Annotated in this window: 20 protein-coding genes; 6 read left to right on the top strand and 14 right to left on the bottom strand. The window is 69.1% G+C overall.

Features of this window, described 5'->3' with window-relative positions:
* Window positions 1–2: 2 nt before the first annotated feature.
* Genes ABFD52_07110 through ABFD52_07090 form a run of 5 tightly spaced genes read right to left on the bottom strand, consistent with a single transcriptional unit; the run spans window position 3 to window position 5,557 of the window.
* Window positions 3–1,259: a methylaspartate ammonia-lyase gene (locus ABFD52_07110; GenBank protein ID MEN6560525.1), complete on the bottom strand. Its 1,257-nt coding sequence runs from the start codon at window positions 1,257–1,259 to the stop codon at window positions 3–5.
* Window positions 1,256–2,713, bottom strand: a complete 1,458-nt coding sequence (locus ABFD52_07105) for a methylaspartate mutase subunit E (protein MEN6560524.1) — start codon at window positions 2,711–2,713, stop codon at window positions 1,256–1,258. Before ABFD52_07105 ends, ABFD52_07110 begins: the two co-directional genes overlap by 4 nt.
* A complete protein-coding gene (locus ABFD52_07100) occupies window positions 2,710–4,131 on the bottom strand; it encodes a glutamate mutase L (protein ID MEN6560523.1) in 1,422 nt (473 codons plus the stop codon). Before ABFD52_07100 ends, ABFD52_07105 begins: the two co-directional genes overlap by 4 nt.
* Window positions 4,131–4,553 carry a methylaspartate mutase subunit S gene (gene glmS / locus ABFD52_07095; protein ID MEN6560522.1) on the bottom strand — a complete coding sequence of 141 codons (423 nt, stop codon included), beginning with the start codon at window positions 4,551–4,553 and terminating at the stop codon, window positions 4,131–4,133. The genes ABFD52_07100 and glmS overlap by 1 nt, the downstream gene beginning before the upstream one ends.
* On the bottom strand, window positions 4,553–5,557 hold the full coding sequence (locus ABFD52_07090; GenBank protein ID MEN6560521.1) for a GntR family transcriptional regulator: 1,005 nt from the start codon (window positions 5,555–5,557) through the stop codon (window positions 4,553–4,555). The genes glmS and ABFD52_07090 overlap by 1 nt, the downstream gene beginning before the upstream one ends.
* 159 nt (window positions 5,558–5,716) lie before the next feature.
* Between ABFD52_07090 and ABFD52_07085 the strand changes: the two genes are divergently transcribed.
* Window positions 5,717–10,339 (top strand): AMP-binding protein, encoded by a 4,623-nt coding sequence (locus ABFD52_07085; GenBank protein MEN6560520.1) that lies wholly within the window; start codon window positions 5,717–5,719, stop codon window positions 10,337–10,339.
* Window positions 10,340–10,375: 36 nt separating this feature from the next.
* Here the strand turns inward: ABFD52_07085 and ABFD52_07080 are convergent, their stop codons facing one another.
* From ABFD52_07080 to ABFD52_07065, 4 genes are read right to left on the bottom strand one after another with little or no spacing between them, the layout of a single operon-like run.
* The gene (locus tag ABFD52_07080) at window positions 10,376–11,323 is read right to left on the bottom strand and encodes a 4Fe-4S binding protein (GenBank protein MEN6560519.1); all 948 of its coding nucleotides are present in this window, start codon (window positions 11,321–11,323) and stop codon (window positions 10,376–10,378) included.
* Between the two features lie 7 nt (window positions 11,324–11,330).
* Window positions 11,331–11,465: a CD1871A family CXXC motif-containing protein gene (locus tag ABFD52_07075; protein MEN6560518.1), complete on the bottom strand. Its 135-nt coding sequence runs from the start codon at window positions 11,463–11,465 to the stop codon at window positions 11,331–11,333.
* On the bottom strand, window positions 11,462–12,091 hold the full coding sequence (locus ABFD52_07070; GenBank protein ID MEN6560517.1) for a TlpA disulfide reductase family protein: 630 nt from the start codon (window positions 12,089–12,091) through the stop codon (window positions 11,462–11,464). Before ABFD52_07070 ends, ABFD52_07075 begins: the two co-directional genes overlap by 4 nt.
* Window positions 12,092–12,104: 13 nt before the next feature.
* On the bottom strand, window positions 12,105–12,671 hold the full coding sequence (locus tag ABFD52_07065; protein ID MEN6560516.1) for a hypothetical protein: 567 nt from the start codon (window positions 12,669–12,671) through the stop codon (window positions 12,105–12,107).
* A 130-nt stretch (window positions 12,672–12,801) separates the two neighbouring features.
* Between ABFD52_07065 and xylB the strand changes: the two genes are divergently transcribed.
* Window positions 12,802–14,313 carry a xylulokinase gene (gene xylB, locus ABFD52_07060; protein MEN6560515.1) on the top strand — a complete coding sequence of 504 codons (1,512 nt, stop codon included), beginning with the start codon at window positions 12,802–12,804 and terminating at the stop codon, window positions 14,311–14,313.
* A 25-nt stretch (window positions 14,314–14,338) separates the two neighbouring features.
* Here xylB and ABFD52_07055 read toward each other — a convergent pair whose 3' ends face one another.
* The 3 genes from ABFD52_07055 to ABFD52_07045 all read right to left on the bottom strand — a co-directional run bounded on the left by ABFD52_07055 (window position 14,339) and on the right by ABFD52_07045 (window position 18,445).
* A complete protein-coding gene (locus ABFD52_07055; GenBank protein ID MEN6560514.1) occupies window positions 14,339–15,397 on the bottom strand; it encodes a uroporphyrinogen decarboxylase family protein in 1,059 nt (352 codons plus the stop codon).
* Window positions 15,394–16,965, bottom strand: a complete 1,572-nt coding sequence (locus ABFD52_07050) for a glutamine synthetase beta-grasp domain-containing protein (protein ID MEN6560513.1) — start codon at window positions 16,963–16,965, stop codon at window positions 15,394–15,396. The genes ABFD52_07055 and ABFD52_07050 overlap by 4 nt, the downstream gene beginning before the upstream one ends.
* Window positions 16,966–17,101: 136 nt before the next feature.
* Complete coding sequence (locus ABFD52_07045; GenBank protein ID MEN6560512.1) at window positions 17,102–18,445, bottom strand: DUF1343 domain-containing protein; 1,344 nt, start codon at window positions 18,443–18,445, stop codon at window positions 17,102–17,104.
* Between the two features lie 151 nt (window positions 18,446–18,596).
* On the opposite strand from ABFD52_07045, the gene ABFD52_07040 reads away from it, so the two are divergent.
* From ABFD52_07040 to ABFD52_07025, 4 genes are read left to right on the top strand one after another with little or no spacing between them, the layout of a single operon-like run.
* Entirely contained in the window at window positions 18,597–20,453 is a 1,857-nt protein-coding gene (locus tag ABFD52_07040; GenBank protein ID MEN6560511.1) for a metallophosphoesterase, read from the top strand.
* Window positions 20,454–20,462: 9 nt separating this feature from the next.
* Window positions 20,463–21,959, top strand: coding sequence for an Npt1/Npt2 family nucleotide transporter (locus ABFD52_07035; GenBank protein ID MEN6560510.1), 1,497 nt, complete (start codon window positions 20,463–20,465; stop codon window positions 21,957–21,959).
* The gene (locus tag ABFD52_07030; protein MEN6560509.1) at window positions 21,960–22,793 is read left to right on the top strand and encodes a hypothetical protein; all 834 of its coding nucleotides are present in this window, start codon (window positions 21,960–21,962) and stop codon (window positions 22,791–22,793) included. It abuts the gene before it with no gap.
* Window positions 22,790–23,644 carry a hypothetical protein gene (locus ABFD52_07025; GenBank protein MEN6560508.1) on the top strand — a complete coding sequence of 285 codons (855 nt, stop codon included), beginning with the start codon at window positions 22,790–22,792 and terminating at the stop codon, window positions 23,642–23,644. Before ABFD52_07030 ends, ABFD52_07025 begins: the two co-directional genes overlap by 4 nt.
* Here the strand turns inward: ABFD52_07025 and ABFD52_07020 are convergent, their stop codons facing one another.
* Together ABFD52_07020 and ABFD52_07015 are read right to left on the bottom strand one after the other, a co-directional pair.
* Entirely contained in the window at window positions 23,645–24,064 is a 420-nt protein-coding gene (locus ABFD52_07020) for an ATP-binding protein (protein MEN6560507.1), read from the bottom strand. It abuts the gene before it with no gap.
* A gap of 23 nt (window positions 24,065–24,087) precedes the next feature.
* Complete coding sequence (locus tag ABFD52_07015; GenBank protein MEN6560506.1) at window positions 24,088–25,767, bottom strand: SpoIIE family protein phosphatase; 1,680 nt, start codon at window positions 25,765–25,767, stop codon at window positions 24,088–24,090.
* Window positions 25,768–25,771: the final 4 nt, after the last annotated feature.

Raw genomic sequence — 25,771 nt, 5'->3', positions numbered from 1 at the left:
GGTCAAGCTCCCTTCACGCCGTTGCGGGCCCGGAGCGCGGCCAGGACCCGCTCCATCTCGTTGCGGACGATCATGAAGCCCTCGTCGAAGCCCATGCCCGGCTTGGCCAGCACCCGCTCGGCCCGGGCGGCCACGGCGGCGTGGACGCAGGTCCGGGCGGAGATCTCCGTCTCGTTGCAGGTGCCGCCCTGGTAGGCTTCCATGCCGTGCTTGCGGCAATAGAGGACGGCCTCGATGGTGTTCTGGATGCCGCCGAGGTCGGGCGTCTTGATCTGGATCATGTCGCAGCTCTGGGCGTCCGTGAAGTCGACGACATCCTCGTAGGTGTTGCACCACTCGTCGGCCACGATCTTGACCTTGGAGCCCTTGGCCCGCAGCTCGCGGCGGATGGCCGCCAGGAGCTCGATCTGCCGCTCTCTCTCGCCGGCATCGACGGGGCCCTCGATGTACAGGGGGAACTCCGCGGCCACTGGCTCGAGCGAGGCCAGATAGTCGGCCACGCGGGCGGGCTTGAGGGCGCAGATGACGCCGATCGTGCCGTAGACGTCGATGTGGAGGGTCGGGGCGTAGGACGGGTCGGTCCGCACCGTGCGGATGCGGTTGACGAGCCAGCCCAGGTACTCGCGCAGCAGCTCGCCTTCCTGGCCGAGCTTGGTCTTGACGTTGTTGATCAGGGCGTGGGGCAGGACGTCGACCCGCTTCATGATCATCTTGTCGGCGTTGATGTAGCGGTCGTCGCCGCTCTGGCCGAAGATGGGGACGCGGGCCGGGATGACCGGCAGCCCGTACTCCTCGCAAACGACCTCGGCCATGATCCGGCGGGTGGCCAGGGCCCGGGCGTGAAGCAGGGCCTGGGACAGGCCGTAGCGGATGGCCGTGTGGAGCCGCTGGCCGTCGAACTCGAGGGCCTCGAAGCGGCCGGCCATCTCGCGGAAGGGGCCGACCTCAGCGCCTTCGAGGAGCGGGCGGATGCGCGTCTCCAGGAGCGGCAGGAAGTCGGCGGCGAGGAAGAGCGGGTCGCGCCCACCAGCGCCGGAGTACTGGACCGCGGCGCAGTCGCCGAGGGCCCAGCTGCCGTCCTCTAGGAGGAGCAGGATGGACAGGGCCTCGCCGGCGACGCGGACGGCCTTGAACCCCGGGGTGACGGGCTTGCCGCCGTAAACGGCGCCGTCGTGGGGCGCGCCGGACTTGATGGCCTGCTGGTCGTCGAAGTAGAACGCCGACGACCCGGGGACGAACAGGGCTTTGACGATCTTCATTTGGGCCTCCCGATGAGTTTTCCTTTGCTGATGGCGTAGATGTCGTCGGTCACCATCTGGAAGGTGACCGGGCGCCCCTCGGCCTTGGACCGTTCCCGGAGGCGCTCCCGGTGGAACGACATGATGTCCTCGCCGAGGGGCAGGTTCCCCTTGGCAAAGAGACGGATGTATCCTTCGTTGTCGCGGATGGGCAGGATCTTGCCCTTGTTGTAGATCGACGGGGCGAACGGGACGTCGAGGAGCCCGCCGGCGAAGGCGCGGACGATGCCCTGGACGAGGTCGTCGCCCGCGGCGTCGAGCACGGCCGCCATGACGGCCCCGACCTCGCGGCGGATGAGGTCCTTCTCCCGCTGGATGACCGCCGCTTCCGGGCAGATCGTCTGGTCGGCCATCATGCTCAGGACCTGGCGGGTGGCCTTGAGCCCGGCCGCGTTGGCTTCCTTCGTCGGGATGCCCATGGCCTCGTGGGGCGACTTGACGATGGTCTTCTCGACCCCGGCCGCGGCGGCCACGAACGCGCCGAGGCTGATGACCGAGAAGGCCTTGGCCTCGTCCTCCGGGAAGCCGCCCATCCACTGGTGGAAGACCAGGGTCAGGTCGTAGTCGGCGTAGCCGGCCCGGTGGAAATACTCGTCGGCCAGCTCGCGGAGCGAGGCCAGGGCGGCCATGTCCTGGATCATGTTGCCGCCCTGCCCGTAGCCCAGGGTCAGCGACTGGACGCCCTGCTCTAGCGCCAGCAGGCCCTCGAGGATGGCGATCGCGTGGGAGATGAAGGGCGGGACCAGCGTCCCGGTCAGGGGGCCGAAGGGCTCGCGGTTGATGGTCACCCCGTTCTCCTGGAAGTAGCCGGCCAGGCGGTCGACGTACTGCCAGTCGCGCAGGCTCCTGCCGACCTCGACCTTCTTGGCGTAAGGGATGTTGTAGGAGATGCCGCCGCCCTCGAAGGAGGTGAAGCCGCCGGCCAGCGAGATCTCGGCCAGCAGGCGCGCGTCGGGCGTGCCGTGGCGGACCTGGACCGGCCTGGTGACGGCCTCGGTGACCTTGCGGCAGCCGTCGCGGCCGTGGTTGACGGCCGGGAAGCCGTTGAGGAGCGAGGCCCCGGCGGCCCGGGACTTCTCGATGCCGCGGGCGGCCTCCTCGTAGCGGTTCTGGCGGGTGTAGGCGTCGATGGTCGTCGGCAGGAGGTCGGCCGTCCCTTCCGTCTCCAGGTAGCGGAGCAGGCGGATGTGGTCGTCGATCATGGCCACGCCCGCCCGGGGCTGGATCAGGGTCCGGGCCGAGGCCTTGGCCTTGGCCATGGCCTTGGCGAAATTTTTCTCTTCCGGGATCGTGCGCTGGTAGCGCAGCCCGTCCTCGATCGCGGCGACGTCCTTGCCGGTCGGCCACGTCTCGAGGACGGCCTGGCGCTGGGCCAGGAAGTCCTTCCAGGGCAGGCGATGAGATCTCATGGTTATCCTCTTCGATCGGCGTGCGGCGCAAGCGGCCTCAGCCCGGCGACGGCGGCGCGGGCGGCCGCGCCGGGGAAGTCCGCCGCCAGGTTCCCCAGGAGGGGGATTAGATATTCGGCGTCGGCGTAGCAGTCCGGCGCCTCGGGGACGAGATGCCTGGTGTCGACGTCGTCGGCGTCCTTGGGGCAGGCCTCGAGCAGGACGGCCGCGTCGGTCTCGCCGGCCAGGTAGCCGCCCGAGCCGACGAGGCGCCGGACCAGGCGCAGGTCCTTGCCCCTCTGGACCTGGAAGCCGCCCTGGGGCGTGTAGACGCGCTGCAGGATGCCGGCGTGGCGGAGCGACGCGGCCCGAACGCAGGCGGCGGCGAGCAGGCGGTCGAAGGCCTTCCCGGACTCGTCGCCGGGCAGGTATTCGGTCTGCCGGCTGACCTCCTCGACGTAGCGCCGGAGCTCCTTCGGGTCCGTCCCGGCGGCCCGCAGGCGCGCCTCGAGGAAGGCCGATTCGGAGCGCCAAAGGGCCTCGGCCGAGACCCGCAGGCCCAGGTCGCCTTCGACCGTGCGCTTGAGCGTGGGCTCGAGCAGGCCGCGCAGGATGACCGAGTCGCCCCCGTGGAAGGCCTTGGTGTGCGAGTAGAAGTCGGTCGTCGCCCCGCCCATGTCGATCAGGGCGAAATCCTCCCAGCCCGGGACGCGGGCGGCGATCGTCCGGACCAGCTCGAAGACGGCCAGCGGCGTCGGCAGGGGCTCGCGGCCGGCCGCCTCGACGACCGACGACAGGCCCTTGCCGTCGACGATGCGCTCGAGGAAGATGCGGCGGATGACGTCGCGGGCCGGCTCGATATCGATGGTCCCGACCTCGGGCATGACGTTGGCGGCCGTCTCGACGTCGCGGCCGCGGAGGAGGTCGGCGACCTGGTCGCGGACCTTGCGGTTGCCGGCGTAGAGGATGACCGCGGGCGGGGCCAGCTCGGCCAGGCGGGCGGCGTTGTGGAGGACGACGCGGGAGTTGCCGCCGTCCGTGCCGCCGGTGAACAGGATGATGTCCGGCTCGACGGCCCGCAGGCCGGCCAGGTCCTCGTCGTCCAGCTCGTAGGAGAAGGCCCGGACGACCTTGCCGCCGGCCGAGGTGGCGGCCATGCGGGCGACCGAGAGGGTCAGGTCGGGGGTCAGCCCGACCGCGGCGATCTTGAGCCCGCCCCGGGCCGACGAGGACCAGTAGACCGGGATATCGGCGGCCGCGGCGCCGCGGCCGGGGCCGGACAGGACGGCCTCGCGGACCCGGAAGAAGGCCCGGGCCAGGTCGGCGACGGTGGTCGGCACGATCTCGCGGCCGGCGCAGCGCAGCTCCTCCCCGTCCAGGAAGAACAGTCCTCCCTTCGTATAGGTCGACCCGATGTCGACCGAGAGGAGCGGCTTTCCGTTCATCAGCCCTTCTTCCTCTCCTCGATGTCCTTCCGGAGCATCACGGCCACGGCCGCCAGGTCGACCCGGGGCGAGAAGACGCGGTCGAAGCCCATGGCCCTGAATTTCCGCTCGACCTCGTCGTACGGGGTCTTGCCGACGACCAGGTTGCCGCCGACGTAGAGCAGGATCCGGTCGAGGCCGCGCTCGTCGGCCTTCTGGCGCAGGCCCTCGCAGTCGATCAGGCCGTGGCCGTAGAGCGACGAGACGAGAATGGCGTCGGCGTTGGATTCGACGGCGGCGTCGAGGAACTCGTCCTGGCTGACCATGACGCCGAGGTTGACGACGTGGAAGCCGGCCTCGGTGAAGTAGGCGTCGAGGATCTTGTTGCCGACCGAGTGGCAGTCGGCCCCGATGACGCCCAGCACGATCCGCGGGGCGTCCATCAGAGTCCCCGCCGGGCTTCGTCGAGGAGCGTCCGCAGCCGCTCCTCGACGTTGAGGAGCGAGCCGCGCTCGATCTGGTAGTCGAAGGTGACGATGGAGCCGCCGCGCTCCGTGAACTCCTGGATGGCGGCCAGGTGTTCCCGGCTCTTCTGGAGCGAATAGCCGGCCGGGATGATGACGGCGTCGAGGCCGGCCAGGAACTTGTCCAGCCGGTCGAGCTCGGACCAGAACAGCGGGGCCACTGACCCGGCCGGGATATCGAAGGCCCGGAGATGGTCCAGGACGATGTCGAGGAAGCGCTTGGACTCGCAGACGACCCCGATCTTCTGCGACGGGGCCAGGCGGGCCAGGGCGATGATGGAGGCGCGGGTCGGGGCCACCGCGGCCTGGACAAGCTTGGGCCGGAGCTCGGGGAAGCGCTCCAGGAGCTCCTGGTAGTGAGTCGTGGTCGTCAGGATGAGGTCGAAGCTGCGCAGCCGGTCCGTGCCGGCCGGGTCCACGAGGACGTCGTCGATAAGCATCTTGGCCAGGTTGACATGGGGGATGATGAGGAGCTGGCGCTCGAAGATGGACAGGGCCTCGGGGTTGCAGTCGACGGCGGCCACGTTCAGGTTCTGGAGCTCTTCCTCGCGGCCGAGCAGGCGGAGATCGAAGAAGATGCGCATGTCGTTGGCGTTGAACTTGAGACGGGCCATCTCGTCGATGACCTCGTCGATCAGGCGCAGGGCCTTGTCCTTGCGGCTCTCGGCCGGGGCATGGCGGTCAGGGGCGACGAAGCTGCCGCGGCCGGGCGCGGCTTCGATGAGCCGGCGCCGGACGAGCTCCTCGTAGGCCTTCTTGACCGTGCCGCGGGCGGTGTGGATCTCCTGGGCCAGGTCGCGCTCGGCAGGGAGTTTCTCGCCTGGTTTCAGCCGGCCCGACTGGATCTCCTTCTCGAAGAAGGAGATGATCTGCTGATAGGCCGGCTTGGCGCCAGGGAACTTCTCGAGCTTGATCTTGTCCATGCTCGCTCCTTATGGTCTGTACCGGAATCAAATGGACTATACCGTATATATACCATTTATATTGTTATTGTCAAGAAATAATTGCCGAAAGCGGACTGGTCCACGAAATAACCACTTGCGGCCGAATTGCTACTTTCATTATAATGATTTGGGACAACCATGAAAAGGACAGGTTCAGCCCCGAAAAAGGGGCCAGATCTGCTGTTTTCGAAGAAGAGCGGCTTCGATCCCGTCCGGCCGGCCGGGGCGCTGCTGGAGAAGATCGAACTCAGTCTCGCTTCGGCGGGCGGCCCCTCCGAGGGAGACGCCCGGGCCTTTCTCCGGCTTGCCTCCGACCCGCCTTTTCTGCGCGAGCTGGCGGCGCCGGAACTCCTCGAGCGCTGGGCCGAAGCTTCGTTCCGCCTGATCCAGCGGACAGGCTACGGCCTGCGCGACATGTTCGAGGATCGGGTCCGGGAGGCGCCGGACCGTTGCCTCTTCCAGGACATGGCCCTCTCCCCGCCCCGGTCCTGGACCTACGCGGCGGCGGACCGCCACATCCGCGAAACGGCCGCGGCGCTCCATGCCCTGGCCGACCGCGACGGCCGCGAGCCGCGCCTGGCCATCTACGCCGAGAACCACCCCGAGGGGGCCTTCGCCGACCTGGCCTGCCTGTTCTACGACATCCTCGACACGCCGCTGAACCCGCATTTCAGCCTGGACAACGTCGTCGCCGTCTTCGACGCCCTGTCCATCAACATGGCCCTGGCCAACGACCGCGAACGTATCAAGCTGCTCAAGGAAGCCCGGGGCCGGACCGCCCGGCCCTTCCTCATCCTGGTCACCGACCCGGCCCTGCGGGATGACGGCGGGGTCGTCTTCCTGACCGAGCTCGGCAAGCGGCTCAGCGGCCGGGACATCGACGCCCGGCTGGAGAAGCGCCGCCGCTTCCGCTTGAACGAGGTGGCCACGGTCATGTTCACCTCGGGCACGACCGGGCGGCCCAAGGGCGTCTCGTTCTCCATCTACAACCTGGTGGCCAAGCGCTTCGCCCGGGCGGCCGCCCTGCCCGCGGTCGGCCCGAACGAGGTTTTCCTGAGCTTCCTGCCGCTTTACCACACCTTCGGCCGCTACCTCGAGATGCTGGGCGCGATCTACTGGCGGGGCACTTATGTTTTCGCCGGGAATCCCTCGGCCGAGACGCTCTTCAGCCTCATGCCCAAGGTCCGGCCGACCGGCTTCATCAGCGTCCCGATCCGCTGGGCCCAGCTCCACGAGAGGTGCCTGGAGCGGATCGACGCCGCCCCGGCCGGGACCGATCCGGCCGCCGTCGTCCGGGAGATCGTCGGGCCGCGCCTGAAATGGGGCCTCTCCGCCGCCGGCTACCTCGACCCGCGCGTCTTCCGCTTCTTCACGAGCCACGGCATCGAGCTCATGAGCGGCTTCGGCATGACCGAAGGGACCGGCGGGATCACCATGACCCCCCCGGGCGGCTACGTCGACGGCTCGCACGGCCGTCCCCTGCCGGGCCTGAAGGCCCGGCTCGGCCCCGAGGGCGAGCTCCAGGTCAGCGGCCACTACGTCGCCAGGTATCTCGAGGACGCCGGTCCCGGGGACATCATCCCCTATCCGGGCGAGCCCGCGGATGATTTCTGGCTCCGGACCGGCGACGTCTTCGAGCGCCAGGCGAACGGCTACTACCAGATCGTCGACCGGATAAAGGACATCTACAAGAACAACCGCGGCCAGACCATCGCGCCGCGAAAGGTCGAGGACAAGTTCGCCGGCGTGCCGGGGATCAGGCGGACCTTCCTCGTCGGCGACGGCCAGCCCTACAACGTCCTGTTCATCGTTCCCGATTACAGCGACCGGGTCCTGGCCGAGGGCCTGGCCCGGGAGAACGCCCGCGAGTACTACCGCCGCATCGTCACCGCCGCCAACGAGGGCCTGGCGCCCTACGAGCGGGTCGTCAATTTCGAGGTCCTGGACCGCGACTTCAGCGCCGAGCGCGGCGAGCTCACCGGCAAGGGCTCGTACAACCGCAAGCGCATCGAGGCCTCGTTCGCCGCCGCCATCGAGGACCTCTACCGGCGCCGGGCCATCGACCTCGCCGGCCCCGGCCTGCTGGTTCGCATCCCGCTGTGGTTCTTCCGCGACCTGGGCATCCTGCACGACGAGATCGTCCGCGACCGCCAGGGGCTCGTGGACACCAACCGCGGCCTGCGCCTGCCTCTCCGGCGCGGCGCCGACGAGCGGACCTGGCTTGTCGGCGACCTGGAATACGAGATCGACGGCGGCGTCCTCGACCTGGGCCTGTTCGCCCGCCAGCCGGCGCTCTGGGTCGGCAACCCGTCGTTCGCCGCCTTCGCCCCGGTCAAGGAGGGCTGGGACCTGCCGCTCGAGCCGGCGACGGGCCGGATGTCCCTGCCCTGGCGCCGGGCCCGGACCTACGCGGCCGCGGACATCGCCGAGCCGGCCAAGCTCGGCGACCCCGGCCTGGCCCGCCTCCACGTCCGGCTGTCCGAGCTTCTTTTCTCCGCCGATCAGCCGCCCGAGACCCTCCTGGCCGAGGTCGAGCGGGTCTTTTTCGAGAGCCCGCTGCGGACGGAGGAGCTCGTCCGGGCGCGTCTCCGGGCCCTGGCCCGCCACCCGCGCGAAAGGCTCCGCTGCTGGGCCTACCGCATCCTCCTCCTCTTCGATCCCGATATCGACTACGGCCAGGGCGGGGCCGCGGCCTTCGTCCGCTCGGGCCTGCCGTTCCTGAACCGGGAGAGCATGGACGAGATCGTCTCGGCCAGCCTCGGCCGCGGCCGTCTCGACGCCTTCAGGATCCGGCTCCGGGCCTACCGGGAAACCTTGCCCTGGCCGGTCGACGAGAGCGGCCGGCTGCAGTTCGTGCGCATCTTCCGGCTGCTCGCCGACCTGGCTATCCGGGAACCGTCCTATTTCAGCTCCGTCCGGGCCGAGCTAGCGAGCTGGGTCCTGCACCGGGCCGACCCGGCTCTGGCGGAGGAGGCCGAGCGCGAGCTCGACCGCATGGTCCGCCGCTACGGGCGCTACGCCGAGAAGTCCCGCCGGGCGGGCGCCGCGGGCGGCAGGCGCCCGCCGCGCGCCGTCTGCGACGACAGCGTCACCCCGGCCGAGGCGCGCCGCATCCGGACCGTTCTCGACCTGCCCGGTTTCCTCCGCGATTCGGTCCGCCTGGCCTGCGGCGCCGAGAGCTTCGAGACGGCCGGGATCGCGCCCGACGGCATCTGGGTCTCGCGCATCTACAGCGCCCCGCGCCGGACGACCTTCCGGATCAGCGTCAACACCGCGGCCGGGCGGCACTACGACCTCAAGCTCGTCCTGCCGGAGGGCCGCCGCGACGGGGCGGAACACGAGACCCGTCTCTGGTCGGCCGTCCTGTCGGACCAGCCCGCCGGGCCGCGCGTCCTGCCGCCGCTCGGCGCCACCGACGAGAAGACCGGCGCCGTCATCTGGCGCCACCTCGGCGACCTGACCGTCTGGGAGAAGATCCGCGAGTTCGCCGGGAGGCGGACCGCCGAGGCTCCCCTCCCCGCCCCTTCGATCTGGCGGAAGCTCTACGTCGAGGCCATGTCGGCCCTCTTCCGGGCCTGGCAGACGAGCGGCCGCCGCATCCTGCCCGGCCGCATCTCCCCGGTCAACGTCGTCGTCCCCGAGCTCGAGTTCCGCGACGACACCTTCCTGGCCTCGATCGACGGCTGGCGTCCCTCGACGGGCCCGCTCTCGATCGTCCGGCCGCTCATCGACGGCTTCTACCGCCGGGCCTCGGCCAACTACCCCTGGATCAGGGATCAGCTCGATCTCGACTGGATCTTCGACGCCGCCTACGACGCCATGGGACGGGACAAGGCTTCGGCGTTCTTCGCTGAGCTGCAGGCCGCGCTCGACCGGACCGCAGCCCCCCTCGTCCCCGGCGAGGACCTGGCCGTGCGGCTGCGCCACTACCGGGCCGAGTTCGACAGTTCCTACGCCATCCCCCTGCCGGCCGAGCAGGCCGTCGAGGCCTACCAGGAATGGCGGCAGGCAACCCCGCTGGCCCCGCCGCGCGACCGCGAGCGCAGGGTCCTCGACCTGGCCCGCCGCTACGCCCTCGACCGCTATCCGGAGATCGTCCGCTACTACCTGTACCGGCACACCTACTTCGCCGGCCGGAGCGAGAAGATCGAGGCCCTGTTCGACCGCCTGCTGGCCCGGATGAACGCCTCGCTCGACGAGCCGGCCGTCCAGCAGGTCGAGCTGTCCGACCTGCAGTCGGCCCTCCATGACGAGCGCGACCTTCTGGTCTTCAGCCGCATGGTCTTCCCGCGCATGGAGCCCGACCGGCGCCTGGACGTCGTGACCCAGGGCGAGGAGGGCGGCCGCCGGGTCGTCGTCCAGTCCTTCCTCCAGGACCGGGCCGGACGGACCTACACGTTCAGCGAGACGCTCGACCCGGCCGAGATCGGCCAGAACTACCGCCTTTTCTTCAAGGAGAACTTCCCCAAGATCGTCTCGCAGCAGGACCGTCATTTCGTGCTCAAGGACGCCCAGGAGCGGATCGTCGGCGGCCTGTGTTACCGGATGCTGTCCAGCCGGGTGGCCTGGATCGATGTCATCGCCGTCACGTCGCGGCTGAAGTCATCGGGACTGGGCGGGGCGGCCCTGGAGGATTTCTGCGGCCGGATGGCCAGCCAGGGCGTGCCCCTGGTCATGACCCACCTCTACCTGCCGGGGTTCTTCCTCCGGCACGGCTTCAAGCTGGACAAGCGCTGGGGCGCGCTGGTGAAGACGCTCTAGGGTCCGGCCGCGTCTCCGGGACGCTCCGCCGAGGCCCTAATGGCCCGTTCCGGCGGCGCCGCTCCCCGCGGCCTTCCCGGCCCGCAGGTCCGGCGCGGTCTCCGTCTTTCCGAGGAACCCGTAGCTGACCGCCCCGAACTTGCAGGAGGAAATGCACTTCAGGCAGCGGACGCAGTCGGGCGAGTTGGCCGACTCGTAGATCTTCATGTCGACCGGGCAATCCCGGCGGCACTTGTCGCAGCGGGTGCACTTCCCGTCGTCCACGGCCATGCGGAAAAGGCTGGCCTTGTTGAACAGGCCCCAGACGGCGCCGAGCGGGCAGATCGTCCGGCAGAACGGCCGACGGCTGACGACGAACCAGGCCAGGAAGAGGGCGAGCAGCCCGACCTTCCAGTAGTACATGAAGCCGATGAGCGGCCGGATGTCCGGCTTGATGAGCATGAGCGGCAGGCCGGCCCCGAGCGTCCCGGCCGGGCAGATCCACTTGCAGAACCAGGTCTGGCCGTAGCCGACCTCGTCGACGATGAGGAGCGGCAGGGCGACAACCATGACCGCCAGCACGGCGTAGCGCAGGAAGGTCATGGCCCGCGGGATGCGGAGCTTGGGCGACGGGATCTTGTGCAGGAGGTCCTGGACGAAGCCGAAGGGGCAGACCCAGCCGCAGGGCAGGCGGCCCACGGCGCTGCCGACGGCGGCCATGAAGCCGGCCACATAGAGGCCGAACTTCTTCTCGGCGATCGACAGGTTGAAGCGCAGGCCGCCGAAGAACGTCTGCAGGGCCCCGACCGGGCAGGCGCCCATGGCCGAGGGGCAGGAGTAGCAGTTAAGGGCCGGCACGCAGACGCCCTTGATCCCGCCCTGGAAGATCTCGCCCTTGAACCAGGACGGCAGCCAGGCGTTGAGGCCGAGGGCGAAAAAGGCCTGGTACCAATGACGGCGGTCCCGCGGTTTGCGGGGGACGGGGGGGCGGGCGCTGGCGCTCATCCGCGGCTCACCCGATGCCGATGCAGTCGAGGCAGACCGTGACGGCCTTCTCGAGGACGTTCTGATATTCGCCGAGCAGGAGACCGGCGGCCATGACCGCCAGCGAGACCCCGAGCAGGATCCAGGGGAGCCGGCGCCTCAACGGGCCGCTCCCCCGACAAGCGCCTTGACGGCGGCGTCGAGCTCGGCCATCTGCGCTTCGGTCGCGCCGACGTGGGCGTGGGTGATGGTGCCGGACGCGTCGATGAGGTAAACGACCGGGATCTCCTGGATGCCGTAACGCTTCTTCATGTCCTTGGCCGTGGCGGCCACGCCCGCGGCGGGCCCGGCCGTGGGCGGATCGGCCAGGAGAGGATAGGTGATCTTGAGCTTCTGGTAGAAGGGCCTGACGACCTTGCCGCCGGCCTCGTCGAGGGCGATGCCGATGACGTGAAGGCCGCCGGCGGCCTGGCCCTCGGCCGGCCTGAAGTCCTCGTGGAGCTTCTGCATGTGCGGCATGGCCTTGCGGCAGGGCACGCAATAGGTGGCCCAGAAATCGATGAGCACCGCGGCCGGATGCGTCTTGACGACGTTGGTCCCGCCTCCGGCGGTCTCGGCGACGGTCAGGGTCAGCCGGCCGTCCTCGACGGTCACGGTGTAATCCTTGCCGTCGACGTTCTTCAGGGAGAACGGGACGACCTTGTCGCCGGCCTTGAGGATCGCGAACGACGGGGAAACAAGGATGAGCAGGGCGGCCAGGGCGGCCAGGGTCTTGACGGCTGTGTTCATGGCTTCAAGTCTATCAGAACTTGAACGTGACGCCGAGGCCGGAGGACAGGCCGCCCAGGCCGGCCTCGAAGGACTCGCCGTCGTCCGACTTGATGGTGCAGAGGCGGTATCCCGCGAAGAGATCGAGCCAGGCCGGCCCGGCCAGCCGCAGCTGGACCCCGGCCTGGGTCAGCAACCCCAGCGCGTTCTTGCTGGCCTCGCCGAGCGGATTCTCCTCGTGGAGCAGGAAATACGCGGCCGCGGCGCCGATGTACGGCCTGGCTTTCTTCTTGCCGAACTGGGCCCGCAGCCCCGCGTAAATGGGTGTGATCCGGACCTTGGTCGTCTCCTCCGAGACCGTGAGCCGGCCGGTCTTGGCGAAGTATTCCGCGCCGGCCCAGATCTGCAGGGGCCCGGCGATCGGGATCGAAAGGTCGACGCCGAAGAGCGGCCCGCTGGCGTAGACGTCGCGGAAGACGCTGTCCGAGGGCAGGAAGAAGCCGGCCTTGAGGGTCGCGGCCGTTTCGGCGCCCCGGGCCGGCAGGCAGAGCCCGGCCAGAGCCAGGAAAAGGGTGGCGGCGGCTGAGATGGCTTTTCTCATGGTTCATCTATTTTATCGCATTTCGCGGCCCTCTGTCATCAAGCGCCGGCGAACTCCCGCCGGGGCGGAAAAAGGATTGACTCGCCCGACTCCTCTCCCATAGAATCGGCGGGAAAGAAAGAGGTTCGTCATGCCCCAATACGCCGTCGGCATCGATTCCGGGACCCAAGGCACGAAAGCGCTGATCGTGGACGCCGCGTCCGGGCGCGTCCTCGGCCGGGGCCGGGCGTCACACGCGATGATCCGGGGGCTGGGGCCGGGCGCCAGCGAGCAGGACCCGGCCGTCTGGACCGGCGCCGCCGGAAAGGCCCTGGCCGCCGCCCTCAGGGAGGCGAGCGTCGATCCCGGCAAGGTCGTCGCCCTGGGCGTCTCCGGCCAGCAGCACGGCTTCGTCCCGCTCGACGCCCGGGGCCGGGTCATCCGTCCGGCCAAGCTCTGGAACGACACCTCGACCATCGCGGAAACCGGCCAGATCGTCGCCGCGCTCGGCGGCAAAGCCCGGGCCATCGCCCGCCTCGGCCTGGCCCCGGCCGTCGGCTTCACGATCTCGAAGGTCCTCTGGCTCAAGCGGCACGAGCCCGGCCGCTTCGCCCGGCTGGCGACCGTGCTCCTCCCCCACAACTACCTGAACTTCTGGCTGACCGGCCGGGCCGGCATGGAATACGGCGACGCCTCGGGCACCGGCCTGATGGACATCCGGAAGCGCCGCTGGGACGAGGCGGCCGTCGCGGCCGTCGACCCGGGCCTCGCCGGCAAGCTGCCGGCGCTCCGTCCGCCGTCCGAGCCCGTCGGCGAGATGAGGAAGGAGGTCGCCTCGCGGTTCGGCTTCGGCCGGGTCCTCGTCGCGGCCGGCGGCGGCGACAACATGATGGGCGCGATCGGCACGGGCAACGTCGCGCCCGGCGTCTGCACGCTCAGCCTGGGCACGTCCGGCACGATCTTCGCATATTTCGCCCGGCCCTTCGTCGACCCCGAAGGCGAGATCGCCGCCTTCTGCGACAGCACCGGCGGCTGGCTGCCGCTGCTCTGCACGATGAACGTGACCAACACGACCGAGATCGTCAAGTCGCTCCTCGGCCTCGACAACGCCGGGCTCGAGCGCCTGGGCCGGCGGGGCGGGCCGGGCGCCGGCGGGCTGCTCTTTCTCCCCTTCGTCGACGGCGAGCGGGTGCCGGTTCTGCCCTTCTCGAGCGCCGTCCTGTTCGGGCTCGACCGCGGCACCTTCGACGCCGGCCACATCGCCCGGGCGGTCATGGAAGGCGCGATCCTGAACCTGGGCTACGGCCTGGCCCGGATGAAGGGCCTCGGCCTGAGGCCGTCCGTGTTCCGGGCCACCGGCGGCGGGGCCGGGAGCCGGCTCTGGCTCCAGATCGCGGCCGACGTCTTCGGAACGCCGGTCACGACCTTGAAGGAACCGGAGGCGGCGGCCTACGGGGCGGCCCTCCAATCGGTCTGGAACTGGCGTCGGGCGGCGGGCGAGAAGGCGGCCATCGCGGACATCGCCGCGAAGTGGGTGGCCCCGGGCCGGCTCGCGGCGGAGCCGGACCGCCGGAACGCAGCTCTCTACGCGGACCTCCAGGCCCGGTTCAACGATCTCTGGAGGCGTCTCGTCCCGGATTTCGAGGCCCGCCGCAGCGCCTGACCGGCCTCGCCCGGGGCCGGCTTTTTCACGAAGGCCCGAGCTCGCGGGCGGTTTCGTACATGGCCAGCACGTTCTCCACCGGCGTGATGGCCTGGATGTTGTGGCAGGGCGCCAGGATGTAGCCGCCGCCCCGGCCCAGGATCCCCAGGTTGTCCGCGACCTCGCGCCGGACCTCGTCGACCGTTCCGAAGGGCAGGGTATACTGGTTGTCCATGCCGCCGTGGAGGACGACGTGCGGCCCGAACTCCTTCTTGAGCCGCTCCCGCTCCATGCCCGGGCAGCGCCACTGGAGGGGATTGAGGAGGTCGATGCCCAGGCCGATCATGTCGGGGATGATGCGCCAGCAGCTGCCGTCGTTGTGGTGGAAGGCGTAAGCCCCGGCCTGGTGGGCCAGGCCGATCATCCGCTTCATGCCCGGCAGCAGGAACTCGCGGATGTGGCGGACCGAGATCATGAGGTCGGCCTGGCCGCCCATGTCCTCGGCGATGTAGGAGATGTCGACCCGGCCGGGCGCGGCCTCGTAGATGCGGGCGGCGCACTCGTAGGCCAGGCCGAAGAGCTTGTCCAGGCAGTAATGGGCGATCTCCGGGTTCTCGACCAGGTCGACGTAGGCCTGCTCCATGCCCCGCAGCTCCTTGTAGATGAGGAAGGGCTCCGAACCGCCGCCGCGGAGGGGATGGCTCTCGTTCCGGCGGGTCTGGGCCGCGATGCCGCTGAAGTCCCACCAGTCGGCCGTCGGCCAGACGTAGGCCTTCTCGATCTCGGCCACGGACGCGAACCCGGCCAGGGGGTTGTGGACGCACTCGCGGTAGGCGCCCGGGCCGTAGCCGACGCTGCGGAAGCGGCGGCCGAACTCGTCCTGCATCCGGGGCAGGCGCGGTCCGGCGTAGGCGGGCCGGAGCAGGACCTCGTAGTCGATCCCGAGCCGGTCGAGGGCCTGGCGCCGGGTGCGGCAGCCGAGATGCCTCTCGAGCTTGGCGTCGAACTCCGGCGTGGCCCAGTAGTCGAGCGGCACGCGGTCGGGCGTCCGGCGGGCCAGGACGGCCTGCCAGCGCTCGCGGGAGGTCATGGCGTCGCGGCTCAATGCTTGTGCAGATCCTTGTGCATGATCTGGCGGATCTGGTGCAGGCGGTCATGGGCCGGCAGGTCGGCCAGCCGCTTGTTCATGAACTCGTCATCCTCGGCCTCGAGCATCCGGGCCGCGTAGTCGATGACGCCCGGCGGGAAGACGCCGTCGCGCTCGTAGAGGCCGCGCTTGGCGAGCAGGACCCGGCTCGATTCGACGCAGCTCGCCGGCAGCGCCGGCAGCCGCTTGAGCAGGTCCTTGTCGGTGAAGATGTTGCCCTTGACATAGTACATCTCGGCCAGGTCGAGGGGCCCGATGTCCCGGAACAGCGACTTGTCGCCGCCGAAGGCCCAGTTGGCGGCCATGGCGATGCCGGCCAGCATCAGGTGGATGAGGGCGCTGCCGTCGGGGCTGCGGATCTCGACGGTCTGGCGGCCGCCGCGCTCGTCCCGGTAGCCGCCGGGCTCGGCCGGGTTGACCGTGCGGGCCATGTCGCCGGCGTCGGCGAAGCCGAGCGGGACGCGGATCAGGGCGCTGCGGTTGAGGTCGCTCCAGCAGATGCGCGTCGGCGCCTCCTGGTTCGGCACCAGGCGGAGGTAGGCCGACGAGACCGTGTTGCCGAACGCGGTCAGGGAGTCGGCGTATTCGCACAGGCCGCCGATGATCTTGCGGGCCTCGACCGAGAGCTTGCCGTCCGGGCCGCGCATGACGCTGCGGCCGTCCTTGGCCAGCTCGAGGTGGAAATGGAGCCCGCTGCCGGCCACGCCTTCCTCGAGCTTGGGGGTGAAGGTGGCCACGGCGCCGTGGTGGAAGGCCGTGTTGCGGATGATCCAGCGGCCGAGGACGAGGTCGTCGGCCGCCTCCTCGATCGGGCGGGGCACGAACTCGATCTCGAGCTGCTCGGCCAGGCGCCCGGCGATCTCCGGGACGTCGCTGCGGACGGCGTCGATGACGCCGTTCTCGCAATGGGCGTACTTGACCGCCCCGGTCGCCCGGGCGATATGCCGGATCATCTCGTGGAGGATGGGGCCGCTCTTGGCGAACGGCGCCGAGCCGTGGTAGTTCCGCTGGTTCTCGATCGGGAAGGACCGGTCGGCCGGCGAGGTCAGCAGGAAGAACTCGAGCTCGCCCATGGCCCGCAGCTCCAGGCCGGAGACCTTGCGGAAGAGGGACGCGGCCCGGGCCAGGATGCCGTCATAGGTGAAGGGCGCGGGCGCGCCGTCCTTGGTCAGGTAGCGGCAGACGAGGTCGAGGCTGCCTTCGTCGAAGGGGTTGAAGAAAGCCGAGCGGTAGACGGGCACGACGTAGAGGTCCGAGAGCCCCATGTCGACCATGCCCTTGAACAGGGACGAGCCGTCGACGCGCTCGCCCTCGGCCAGGATGGACTCGACGTGATAGCGGTCGGTGACCGGGATGGTCAGCTCCTTGAGCTTGCCGTCGATCGCCGTGTAGTGGAACGTGACCCGCTCGATCTCTTTCGATCCGATGACCTCTAGCAGGTCGGCCCGGGTGAAATCCGCGGCCGGCTTGTCGAGGATCAGGGACATGGGGTTGGCCAGGGCGTATCGGGGAGTCTTCATCGCCATCGCGTCGGTCTCCTTGCCGGATGATCGTCCCGTGAAGGGGAAGATTCCTATTTTAGCAAAAAGAGAAGGCCAAACCTACTTTTTACTCGGTTTTGGGCAAAAGCAGGTTTGACCCCTTCTTAACCCTCTTGTTGATTTAATAAAGCAAATATTCTTTGCGGAGCGAAGCGAAGGCCTCGAGCCCCGGCCGCATGCTCTCCAGGATGGCGGCCACGTCCGTCCCCGCCTCGAGGGCCAGGCGCACCGAGGCCGTGCCCATGACCTTGTCGAAGTAGTCGGCGTGAAAGGCGAACTTGTCCGGGGCCATCTCCCGCGCCGCCTTGAGGATGTGCAGGGCCACGGCGACCGGGCGGAAGGTCTTCCGGTCGGTCACGTGGATCTGGCAGCCGCCGCAGAGCTGGCCCTGGAACTTCGAGAAGTACGGCGTGAACCAGGCCTCCCGGAAGCGGACCCCGGCCAGGTTGAGGGCGTTCAGCCGCGCGGCCAGCGCGTGGCCGTCTATCCAGGGCGCTCCGAAGTATTCGAACGGCCGGGTCGTGCCCCGGCCCTCGGACAGGTTGGTCCCCTCGAGCGCCACCAGCCCCGGATACACGGTCGCCGTGCCCAGGGTCGGCATGTTCGGCGACGGGATGACCCACGGCAGCCCGGTCTCGTCGAACCACATCGACCGCGACCAGCCTTCCATCGGGATGACCGTCAGCCGGGCCGGGCGGGACTGGAACTTGTCGTTGAACAGGCGCGCCATCTCGCCCATCGTCAGGCCGAAACGCAGGGGGATCGGGTACAGCCCGACGAACGAGCTGAACCTCGGGCACTCGAGGACCGCCCCTTCCATGTCCTCGCCGTCGATGGGCGCGGGCCGGTCGAGGACGATGAAGTCGATGCCCGCCTCGGCCGCGGCCTGCATGGCATAGGCCATGGTCGCGATATAGGTATAGACGCGCGTCCCGACGTCCTGGATGTCGTAGACGAGGACGTCCACCCCCTGGACCATGGCCGCTTCCGGCACCTTGCCCGCCTCCCGGGTGTCGAAGGAGCGCATGTACTCGTCGATGTTCTTCAGCATGCCCGGATCGGGCTTGAAGGACTGCCCGTAGAGGCTGAAGACCGGCAGCTTGTAGGCCTCGTCGTAATAGAAGGGCACGTACTCGCCCGCCTGGGCGTTGCCCCGGACGCCGTGTTCGGGGCCGTAGAGGGCCACCAGCCGGATGGCCGGGTTGGCCTGGAAGAGCTCCACGGTCGAGCGCAGGCCCGCGTCCGTGCCCGTCTGGTTCGTGATCAACCCGACCCGCTTGCCCCTGACCAGGTCGAGATGCTTCTCGAGGAAGACCTCGAGCCCGGGCTTGACCCGGCTGACGGAGGCGGCCGCCGGCGGCCCGGACGGTTTCTCCCGGCCGGCACAGGCCGCGAGGGCCAGTCCCAGGCCCGCGGCCAGGATGACGGCCAGGGCGTTCGCGGCGAGATCCGTTCGTTGTCTCATGATCGTCCGTCCTTTCGCTCGTGATCCGGTCGCCCGCGGCCGTGATCTCGGGTCCCGTGTCCGGGAGGGGAAGGATAACAGGACCGCCTCCGGCGAGTCAAACCCCGGCCGGGCCTTGATTCCCTCCCGGAAAGCGGCTATAAGAAAGATGGTGATCAGCAGGAAAGGCCGCCCGGGGTTCCGTTCGCTCCTCCTGGGGCTGTCCCTCGCCCTCCTGCCTCTCCTCTCCCACGCCGACGAGATCCCCTACGAATGGAAAGGCGTCGAGCGGGTTGTGGCCGTCGCCGACCTCCACGGCGACTACGACCGCTTCGTCTTCATCCTGGCCCACCCCCAGATCGGGCTCGTCGACAACGATCTCCACTGGACCGGCGGCCGGACGCACCTCGTCCAGCTCGGCGACGTCATGGACCGGGGGCCGCGGGCCAGGGAGATCTTCAACCTCCTCCGGCGTCTCGAGAAAGAAGCGGCCGAGGCCGGCGGCGCGGTCCACATGATCCTCGGCAACCACGAAGAGATGAACATCACGGGCATCGCCCTCGACTACCCGGGCTATGTCCCCGTCGAGCAGTTCGTCGCCTTCCTGCCCGAGGATTTCCGCCGGCAGCGGGAGGAAAAGTATCTCAAGACCCTCTCCCCCGGCGAACGGCAGCGGGCCGAGATCGAGGGCCTCGACATCCAGAGCGACGAGGGGCTGGCCGAGTTCTGGAGCAAGGTCATGGCCTCCAGGGACGCCGAGGCCCGGCGGGCCTACGTCCTCGGCTTCAACGCGACCTGCGGCGGCTGGCTCGTCCGGCAGAACGCGGTCATCAAGATCAACGACGTCGTCTACGCCCACGGCGGCCTCAGCGAGGCCATCTCCAGGTGGCCGATCCGGGAGATCAACCGCGTCATTCGCAGCGAGCTCGAGTTCTTCCAGGGGGGCATGCGCAACCCGCAGGAATACGCCCGGCCCTTCCATCCCCGGCTGGTCTACGACCCGGACAGCCCGCTCTGGTTCCGGGGGCTGGCCACGAAGAACGAGGCCTCGGCCCAGGCCGAGATCGACCGGACCCTGGCCAACCTCGGCGCCAGGGCCATGGTCGTCGGCCATAATTACTTCCGCTTCAACGCCGGGCCCAGCGCGACCGTCGAACGGACGAGCGTCGTCCGCTTCCAGGGCAAGGTCTGGATCATGGACACCGGCATCTCCGGCAGCTACGGCGGCATCCCCTCGGCCCTCATCTACGACCGCGGCGAGTTCAAGGTCTGGGGAGAGACCGAGGAAGTGGCCGCCCGAAGCGGCATCCGGCCGCCCCCGCCGAAGCCCCTTTCCCCGCGGGAGATGGAGGCCTTCCTGCGTTCCGCCGCCGTCGTCAAGCGCGGCCCCGGCATCGGCGGCCGCACGGACGCCTGGAAGCTGAGCCTCGAGGGACAGGGGATCAGCCTGCCGGCCGTGTTCAAGTACATCGACCGGCCGCGGCCCGATCCGCTGGCCGACAGCTGGCGCTACGACCTGGCCGCTTATGCCCTGAGCAAGTATCTCGGTCTCGAGGTCGTCCCGCCGATCGTCGAGCGGACCGTCGAGGGCGTTCCGGGGGCCGTGCAGGCCTTTGTCTCCGGGGCCCGGACGCCGGCCGAGCGCCGGGACATGCGGATCGCGCCGAGGGACCCCGAGGCCTACGACCGGGCCCGGGCGGACCTCGTCGTCTTCCAGGCCCTGGTCAATGACGACTGCCGCAAGGAGAACGACACGCTCGTCCGCGACGACGACGACAGCGTCTTCCGCGTCGACTTCTCCGAGGCCTTCGCCCCGGACAGGGGCGCCGGCTCGGGCTGCCAGCTGAGCCGCTGTTCGCGGCTCCTCTTCGGCCGGCTCCTGGCCTGGGACGACCGGGCCGTCGCCCGTTACATGGGCCGCTACCTCGGCCGGGAGGAGATCGAAGCCCTCAACTCCCGGAAGGACCTCCTCATCCGGCAGATCCGCTTCCTGATCAGGACCGCGGGCGAGGCCCGGGTCCTGTTCTGACCGCGCCACATGGGAACCCCGCTGCCCGATCCCCCGCAGACGGCCGCCCCGGCCGCCGCTTCAGAGGCGGCGCCGCGCTACAGCCTGGGCTACCGGTTCCTGCGGATCTTCGCCGACATCCGGCCCGGCGAAGCGGCCAAGGCGCTGCTCCTGGCCCTGAACGTCTTCCTCCTGCTCCTCGCCTATTACATCCTCAAGCCGCTGCGCGAGGCCCTCCTCCTCGTCGACAAGGACTCGGCCGTCGTCAAGAGCTGCCTGAGCGGGGCCCAGGCCGTCCTCTTCGTCTTCGTCGTCAAGGCCTTCAGCCGCCTGTCTTCCAGGGTCCCCCGCCACGTCCTGATCACCTGGACGACGTCATTCTTCATCTCCAACCTGGTTATCTTCTATTTTCTGGACCTCGGGGGCCTGGCCGACAAGCCCATGGGCATCCTGTTCTTCATCTGGATCGGCATCTTCAACTACTTCGTCATCGCCCAGTTCTGGGGCTTCGCCAACGACCTCTATTCCGACGAGGTCGGCAAACGGACCTTTCCCCTCGTGGCCCTGGGCGCGACCTCGGGCGGCCTCGTCGCCACCCTGCCGTTCATGAAGAAGCTGCGGGACCTCCTGGGCAGCCACTGGGAATTCAAGCTCATGCTCCTCGCCGGGGGCATCCTCTTCGCCTGCATCCTCCTGGCCCGTTCGATCCACCGCCGCGAGGTCCGGACCGCCCGCGAGGCCCGGGAGAGCGGCCAGGCCGGAGCCGAGGCGCGGGCCAGGCTCCAGGAGCAGCCGCTGAAGGCCGGCGGCGGCTTCCGGCTCGTCTTCCGGAGCCGCTATCTCCTGCTCATCGCCCTGATGATCGGGCTCTACAACTTCGTCAACGCGACCGGAGAGTTCATCATCACCAAGGTCACCGTCGACCGGTCGATCGCCGCCGCGGCCCCGGCGCCGGCTCCGGCGGAGGCGGCGGCGACGGAGGGCCCGCGGGCCGCGGTCCAGGACCTGCCGGCCCGGACCGGGGAGAAGGCCATCCACGACGCTTTCATGGACTACCAGCTGCTGACCAACCTGATCGCCCTGATCATCCAGCTCTTCGTCGTCTCGCGCGTTTTCAAATGGATCGGGGTCAGCGGGGCCCTCCTCTTCCTGCCCCTGATCGCCCTGGGCGGCTACGCCCTGATCTCCTTCGGCGCCGTCCTGGTCCTCGTCCGCTGGGTCAAGGCCCTGGAGAACGGCACGGACTACTCCCTTCAGAACACGACCAAGGCGGCCCTTTTCCTGGTCACGAAGCGCGAGGAGAAGTACAAGGCCAAGGCGGCCATCGACACCTTCTTCGTCCGCGGCGGGGACACGCTCTCGGCCCTGGCCGTCCTGGCCGGCACCCGGCTCATGGGCCTGCCGATCGAGCGCTTCGCCCTCCTCAACGTCGTCGTCGTCATCGCGCTCCTGGGCATCTGCCTCAGGATCATTCCCGCCTACAAAAAGCGGAAGGCGGCCCTGGACGCGGCCGCCGGGGAGGTCTGAATGAAACGATCCGTCGTCCTCCTGTCCCTGGCCTTGGCGGCGGCGGCCGGACCGGCGGCCGCCCGGGCCCAGTTCCTGGCCGAGGAGATCGCCCAGCGCCCGGCCCTGGAGGAGTTCCTCCGGACGGCCCGCATCGTCAAGTTCGAGCAGATCGGCGAGGGCGTGACCAATCCCTGGCGCCTCTATCTCGAAAAGGACGGCCTCGAGCGCAAGGCCGCCTGGAAAAATCCCCGCGGCTACCTGAACGGCTTCCTGGAGGGCTGGCAGTACGAGATCGCCGCCTACCGCCTGGACAAGCTCCTGGGGCTGAACATGGTCCCGCCGGCCGTCGAGCGCCGCTTCAAGGGCCAGGCCGGCGCCCTGGTCCTCTGGGTCGAGAACAAGTACAGCCTGCTCACGATCGTCGAACAGGGCATCCGCATCCCCGACGAGGCCCAGGACCACACGGAGAAGATGAAGTACCTGGCCCGGGCCTGGGACAGCCTGATCGCCAACGAGGACCGGACCCAGCAGAACATCCTATACACCAAGGACTGGCGGGTCATCCTCTTCGACCACTCCCGGGCCTTCCGCAGCGGCGGCGAATTCGACGAGAGGCTGATGTTCGGCCGCAACGGCATCAAGACGGGCGAATCGGGAGCGCCTTTCCTCTTCCGCAAGCTGCCCCGCTCGTTCGTCGACCGGATCAAGGCCCTGACCTTCGACAACGTCCGCGCCGCCGCCGGAAAGACACTGACGGACAAGGAGGTCCGGGGCATCCTGGCCCGCCGGGACCTGCTGCTCCGGGAGATCGACCTGATGGTCCGGGAGCAGGGTCAGGGAGTGCTCTATTGAGCCCGCGGGCCGCCGCCGTCCTGGCCCTGGTCGCGGCGCTGGCCGCGGCCCTGCCGGCCGGGTGCGAGGACCCGGCCGCGGCCCGGCAATTCCCGGCCGAGGAGCTGGCCCAGCGCGGCCGCTGGGAGGCCTTCCTGTCCGGGGCCGCGGTCATCGAGAGCGAGAGCCGGCAGATGACGGGGTCCGAAGCCGTGACCTCGCCCTGGGTCCTGATGCTCGAGCTCGACGGCGTCAAGCACCGCGGGCTGTGGAAGAATGCCGAGGGCCGCATGGGCGGCTACTGGGAGGGCTGGCAGTACGAGATCGCCGCCTACCGCCTGGACAAGCTCCTCGGCCTGGGACTCGTGCCGCCCACGGTCGAGCGCCGCTTCCGCGATGACCGGGGCTCCTGCCAGTACTGGGTCGACGACTGCATCTCGGTGCGGGACAAGGAGGACAAGGGCCTCAAGATCCCGCCGCGGAAGGTCCTGGGCTGGAACCGGGCGACCTACCTCCAGCGACTCCTCGACAACCTCATCGCCAACGAGGACCGCCACATGAACCAGATCCTGATCACCAGCGACTGGCGGATGGTCCTGATCGACCACTCGCGCTCGTTCCGGACCTCGGGCCGCTTCGTCAGGAGCCTCATCTATTCGGCCAAGTCGCCGGAGGGGCCGAGGCTCATGAGCGAGCTGCCCCGGGACGTGGTGGCCAAGGTCAGGGCCCTCGACGCCGCCGCCATCCGGGCGGCCGTCGGCGACTATCTGACCGACGAGGAGGTCCGCGCCGTCATCGTCCGGCGGGACCTCGTCCTGGCGGAGATCGACCGGCTGATCGAGGTCAACGGGAAGGACAAGGTCCTCTATTGATCAGATGGCCTTGCGCACGGTCAGGATGTTCTGGCCGCCCGCCCGCCGGTAGGACAGGCCGTCCATGAGCGTCTTGAAGAAGTAGACGCCCAGGCCGCCGGGCACTCCGCGCCGCAGCTTGACCATCAGGTCAGGGTTCTTCTTCCGGACGGGATTGAAGGGGATGCCGCGGTCCCGGACCTCGATGAAGAGCGAATCCCCCTCCCGCCAGATGCGGACGGCCATCTCGCCGGGCCGGCCCCGGGGATAGGCGTAGCGGGCGATGTTGACGCAGATCTCGTGCAGGGCCAGCTCGACCTTGAGCCGGGCTTCGTCGTCGAGGGGCAGGCCGGCGATGGCCTCCCGGAGGAAGGCCCGGACGCGATCGATCTCCTTGAGGTCGGCCTGGACGCGGAGCTCCTTGGGGTCCTGTTCGGCCACGGCGCTCCCTCCCGCCCCGTCCCTCATGGATTCCGCTTGACGACGACCAGGGTCATGTCGTCGCACGCCTCGGTCGAGCCGCCGAAGGCGAAGACGTCCTCGAAGACCCGGTCGAGGATCTCCCGGGCCGGCCTGGCCCGGAGCTCCCGGACCTTTTCCGTCAGGCGCTCCTCGCCGTATTCCTCGCCGTCCGTTTGGCGGCTCTCGACGATGCCGTCCGTATAGAGGCAGAGGACGTCGCCGGGAGCGAGCCTGACGGTCTCTTCGCCGTAGGCTTGGTCGGGGAACATCCCCAGGCAGAGGCCGGTCGTTCCGAGGGCCCGGGCCGGGCCCTTGCGGCCGACGACGAGCGGCGGGTTGTGGCCGGCGTTGACGTAGCGGACCTCGTCCCGGGACCGGTCGATGATGGCCAGGAAGAACGAGATGAACACGTGGCTGTCCGAGCTGGCGTAAACGAAGTCGTTGAGCCGGGACGCCAGCTCGCTGACGTTGATGGCCCCGGGGAACCGCTCGTGCAACCCGCCGCGAAGCGAGGCCATGAGCAGGGAGGCGCTGACGCCGACGCCCGAGACGTCGGCGATGACCACGGCCAGGCGGTCCTTGTCGACGGCGATGTAATCGAAGTAGTCTCCCCCGACGTGGCGGCAGGCCCGGGCGCTGCCGTTGATCTCGTAGGGCGCGAAGTCCGGATCGGCCTGGGGCAGGAAGTTCTTCTGGATCTGGACGGCCAGGGCCAGCTCCCGGTCGAGCTGGGCCTTCTTCAGCGACAGCTCGTAGAGGCGGGCGTTCTCGATCTTGACCGCGGCCAGGTTGCCCAGTAGAGTCAGGAGCCGCAGGTCGTCCTCGCTGAACTGCTCGAGGAGCGAGGCCCGGTCGCAGTAGATCAGGCCGATGATGTCCTGGTTGTTCCACAGGGGCACGCACATGGCCGAGTGGATCTGGGCCTGGATGACGCTGAACTGCTCGCGCAGGCCTTCGTCGGCCTGGATGTCGGAGACGAGGATGGCCGAGTTGCGCTCCAGGGCCGTCCGGACGATGGTCTGGCTGACGAAGATGCTCTGGTTCCGCAGGGCCCCGTTCTGGATGCGGACGACCTTGGGCTCGAGGGCCTGGGTCTCCTCGTTCTTGAGCATCATGACGCCGCGGTCCATCGGCAGGTGCTGGATGAGGACGTCCATGACGTGGCCGAGGAGCTTCTCCAGCGGCATGTGGTAGATCAGGGCCTGGCTGACGGCGCTCAGGATCGAGCTCGTCTTCTGGTCCTTCTGCAGGCGCTCGAGGTCCAGCCCGCCACCGGGGGTCTTCATCACGACGCCGGTGCCGGGCGGCTTCTTGAGGATGTCGCTGACCTGGATGATCGTGTTCGAGCTGTGGGTGAAGGTCGTCCCTTCGACGGTCTCGACGGGCGGCTGGAAGTCCTTGTCGAAGTAGAAGCGGGTCGAGCCGATCAGGATCTCGTCGCCCCGGGCCAGGTCGATCTCGCCGGTGACCCGGCGGCCGTTGACGAAGGTGCCGTTCTTGCTGCCCTGGTCGATCAGGGCGTAGCCCCGCTCGGTCGGGGCGATGACGGCGTGGATGCCCGAGCTGAACTGGTCGGACAGGACGATGTCGTTGGCCGACGACCGGCCGACCGTGACCCGGCTCCCGGCCAGTGGGTAGGTCGAGGGCTCCCCCGATTTCGGGTAGATGTACAACGTGGCCATGAGC

The sequence above is a fragment of the Acidobacteriota bacterium genome, from assembly GCA_039683095.1.
Lineage (GTDB): Bacteria > Acidobacteriota > Aminicenantia > Aminicenantales > Saccharicenantaceae > RBG-16-66-30.
Note: the sequence above shows the minus strand (reverse complement) of the source record. Positions and strands in the feature narration are given on the sequence as shown.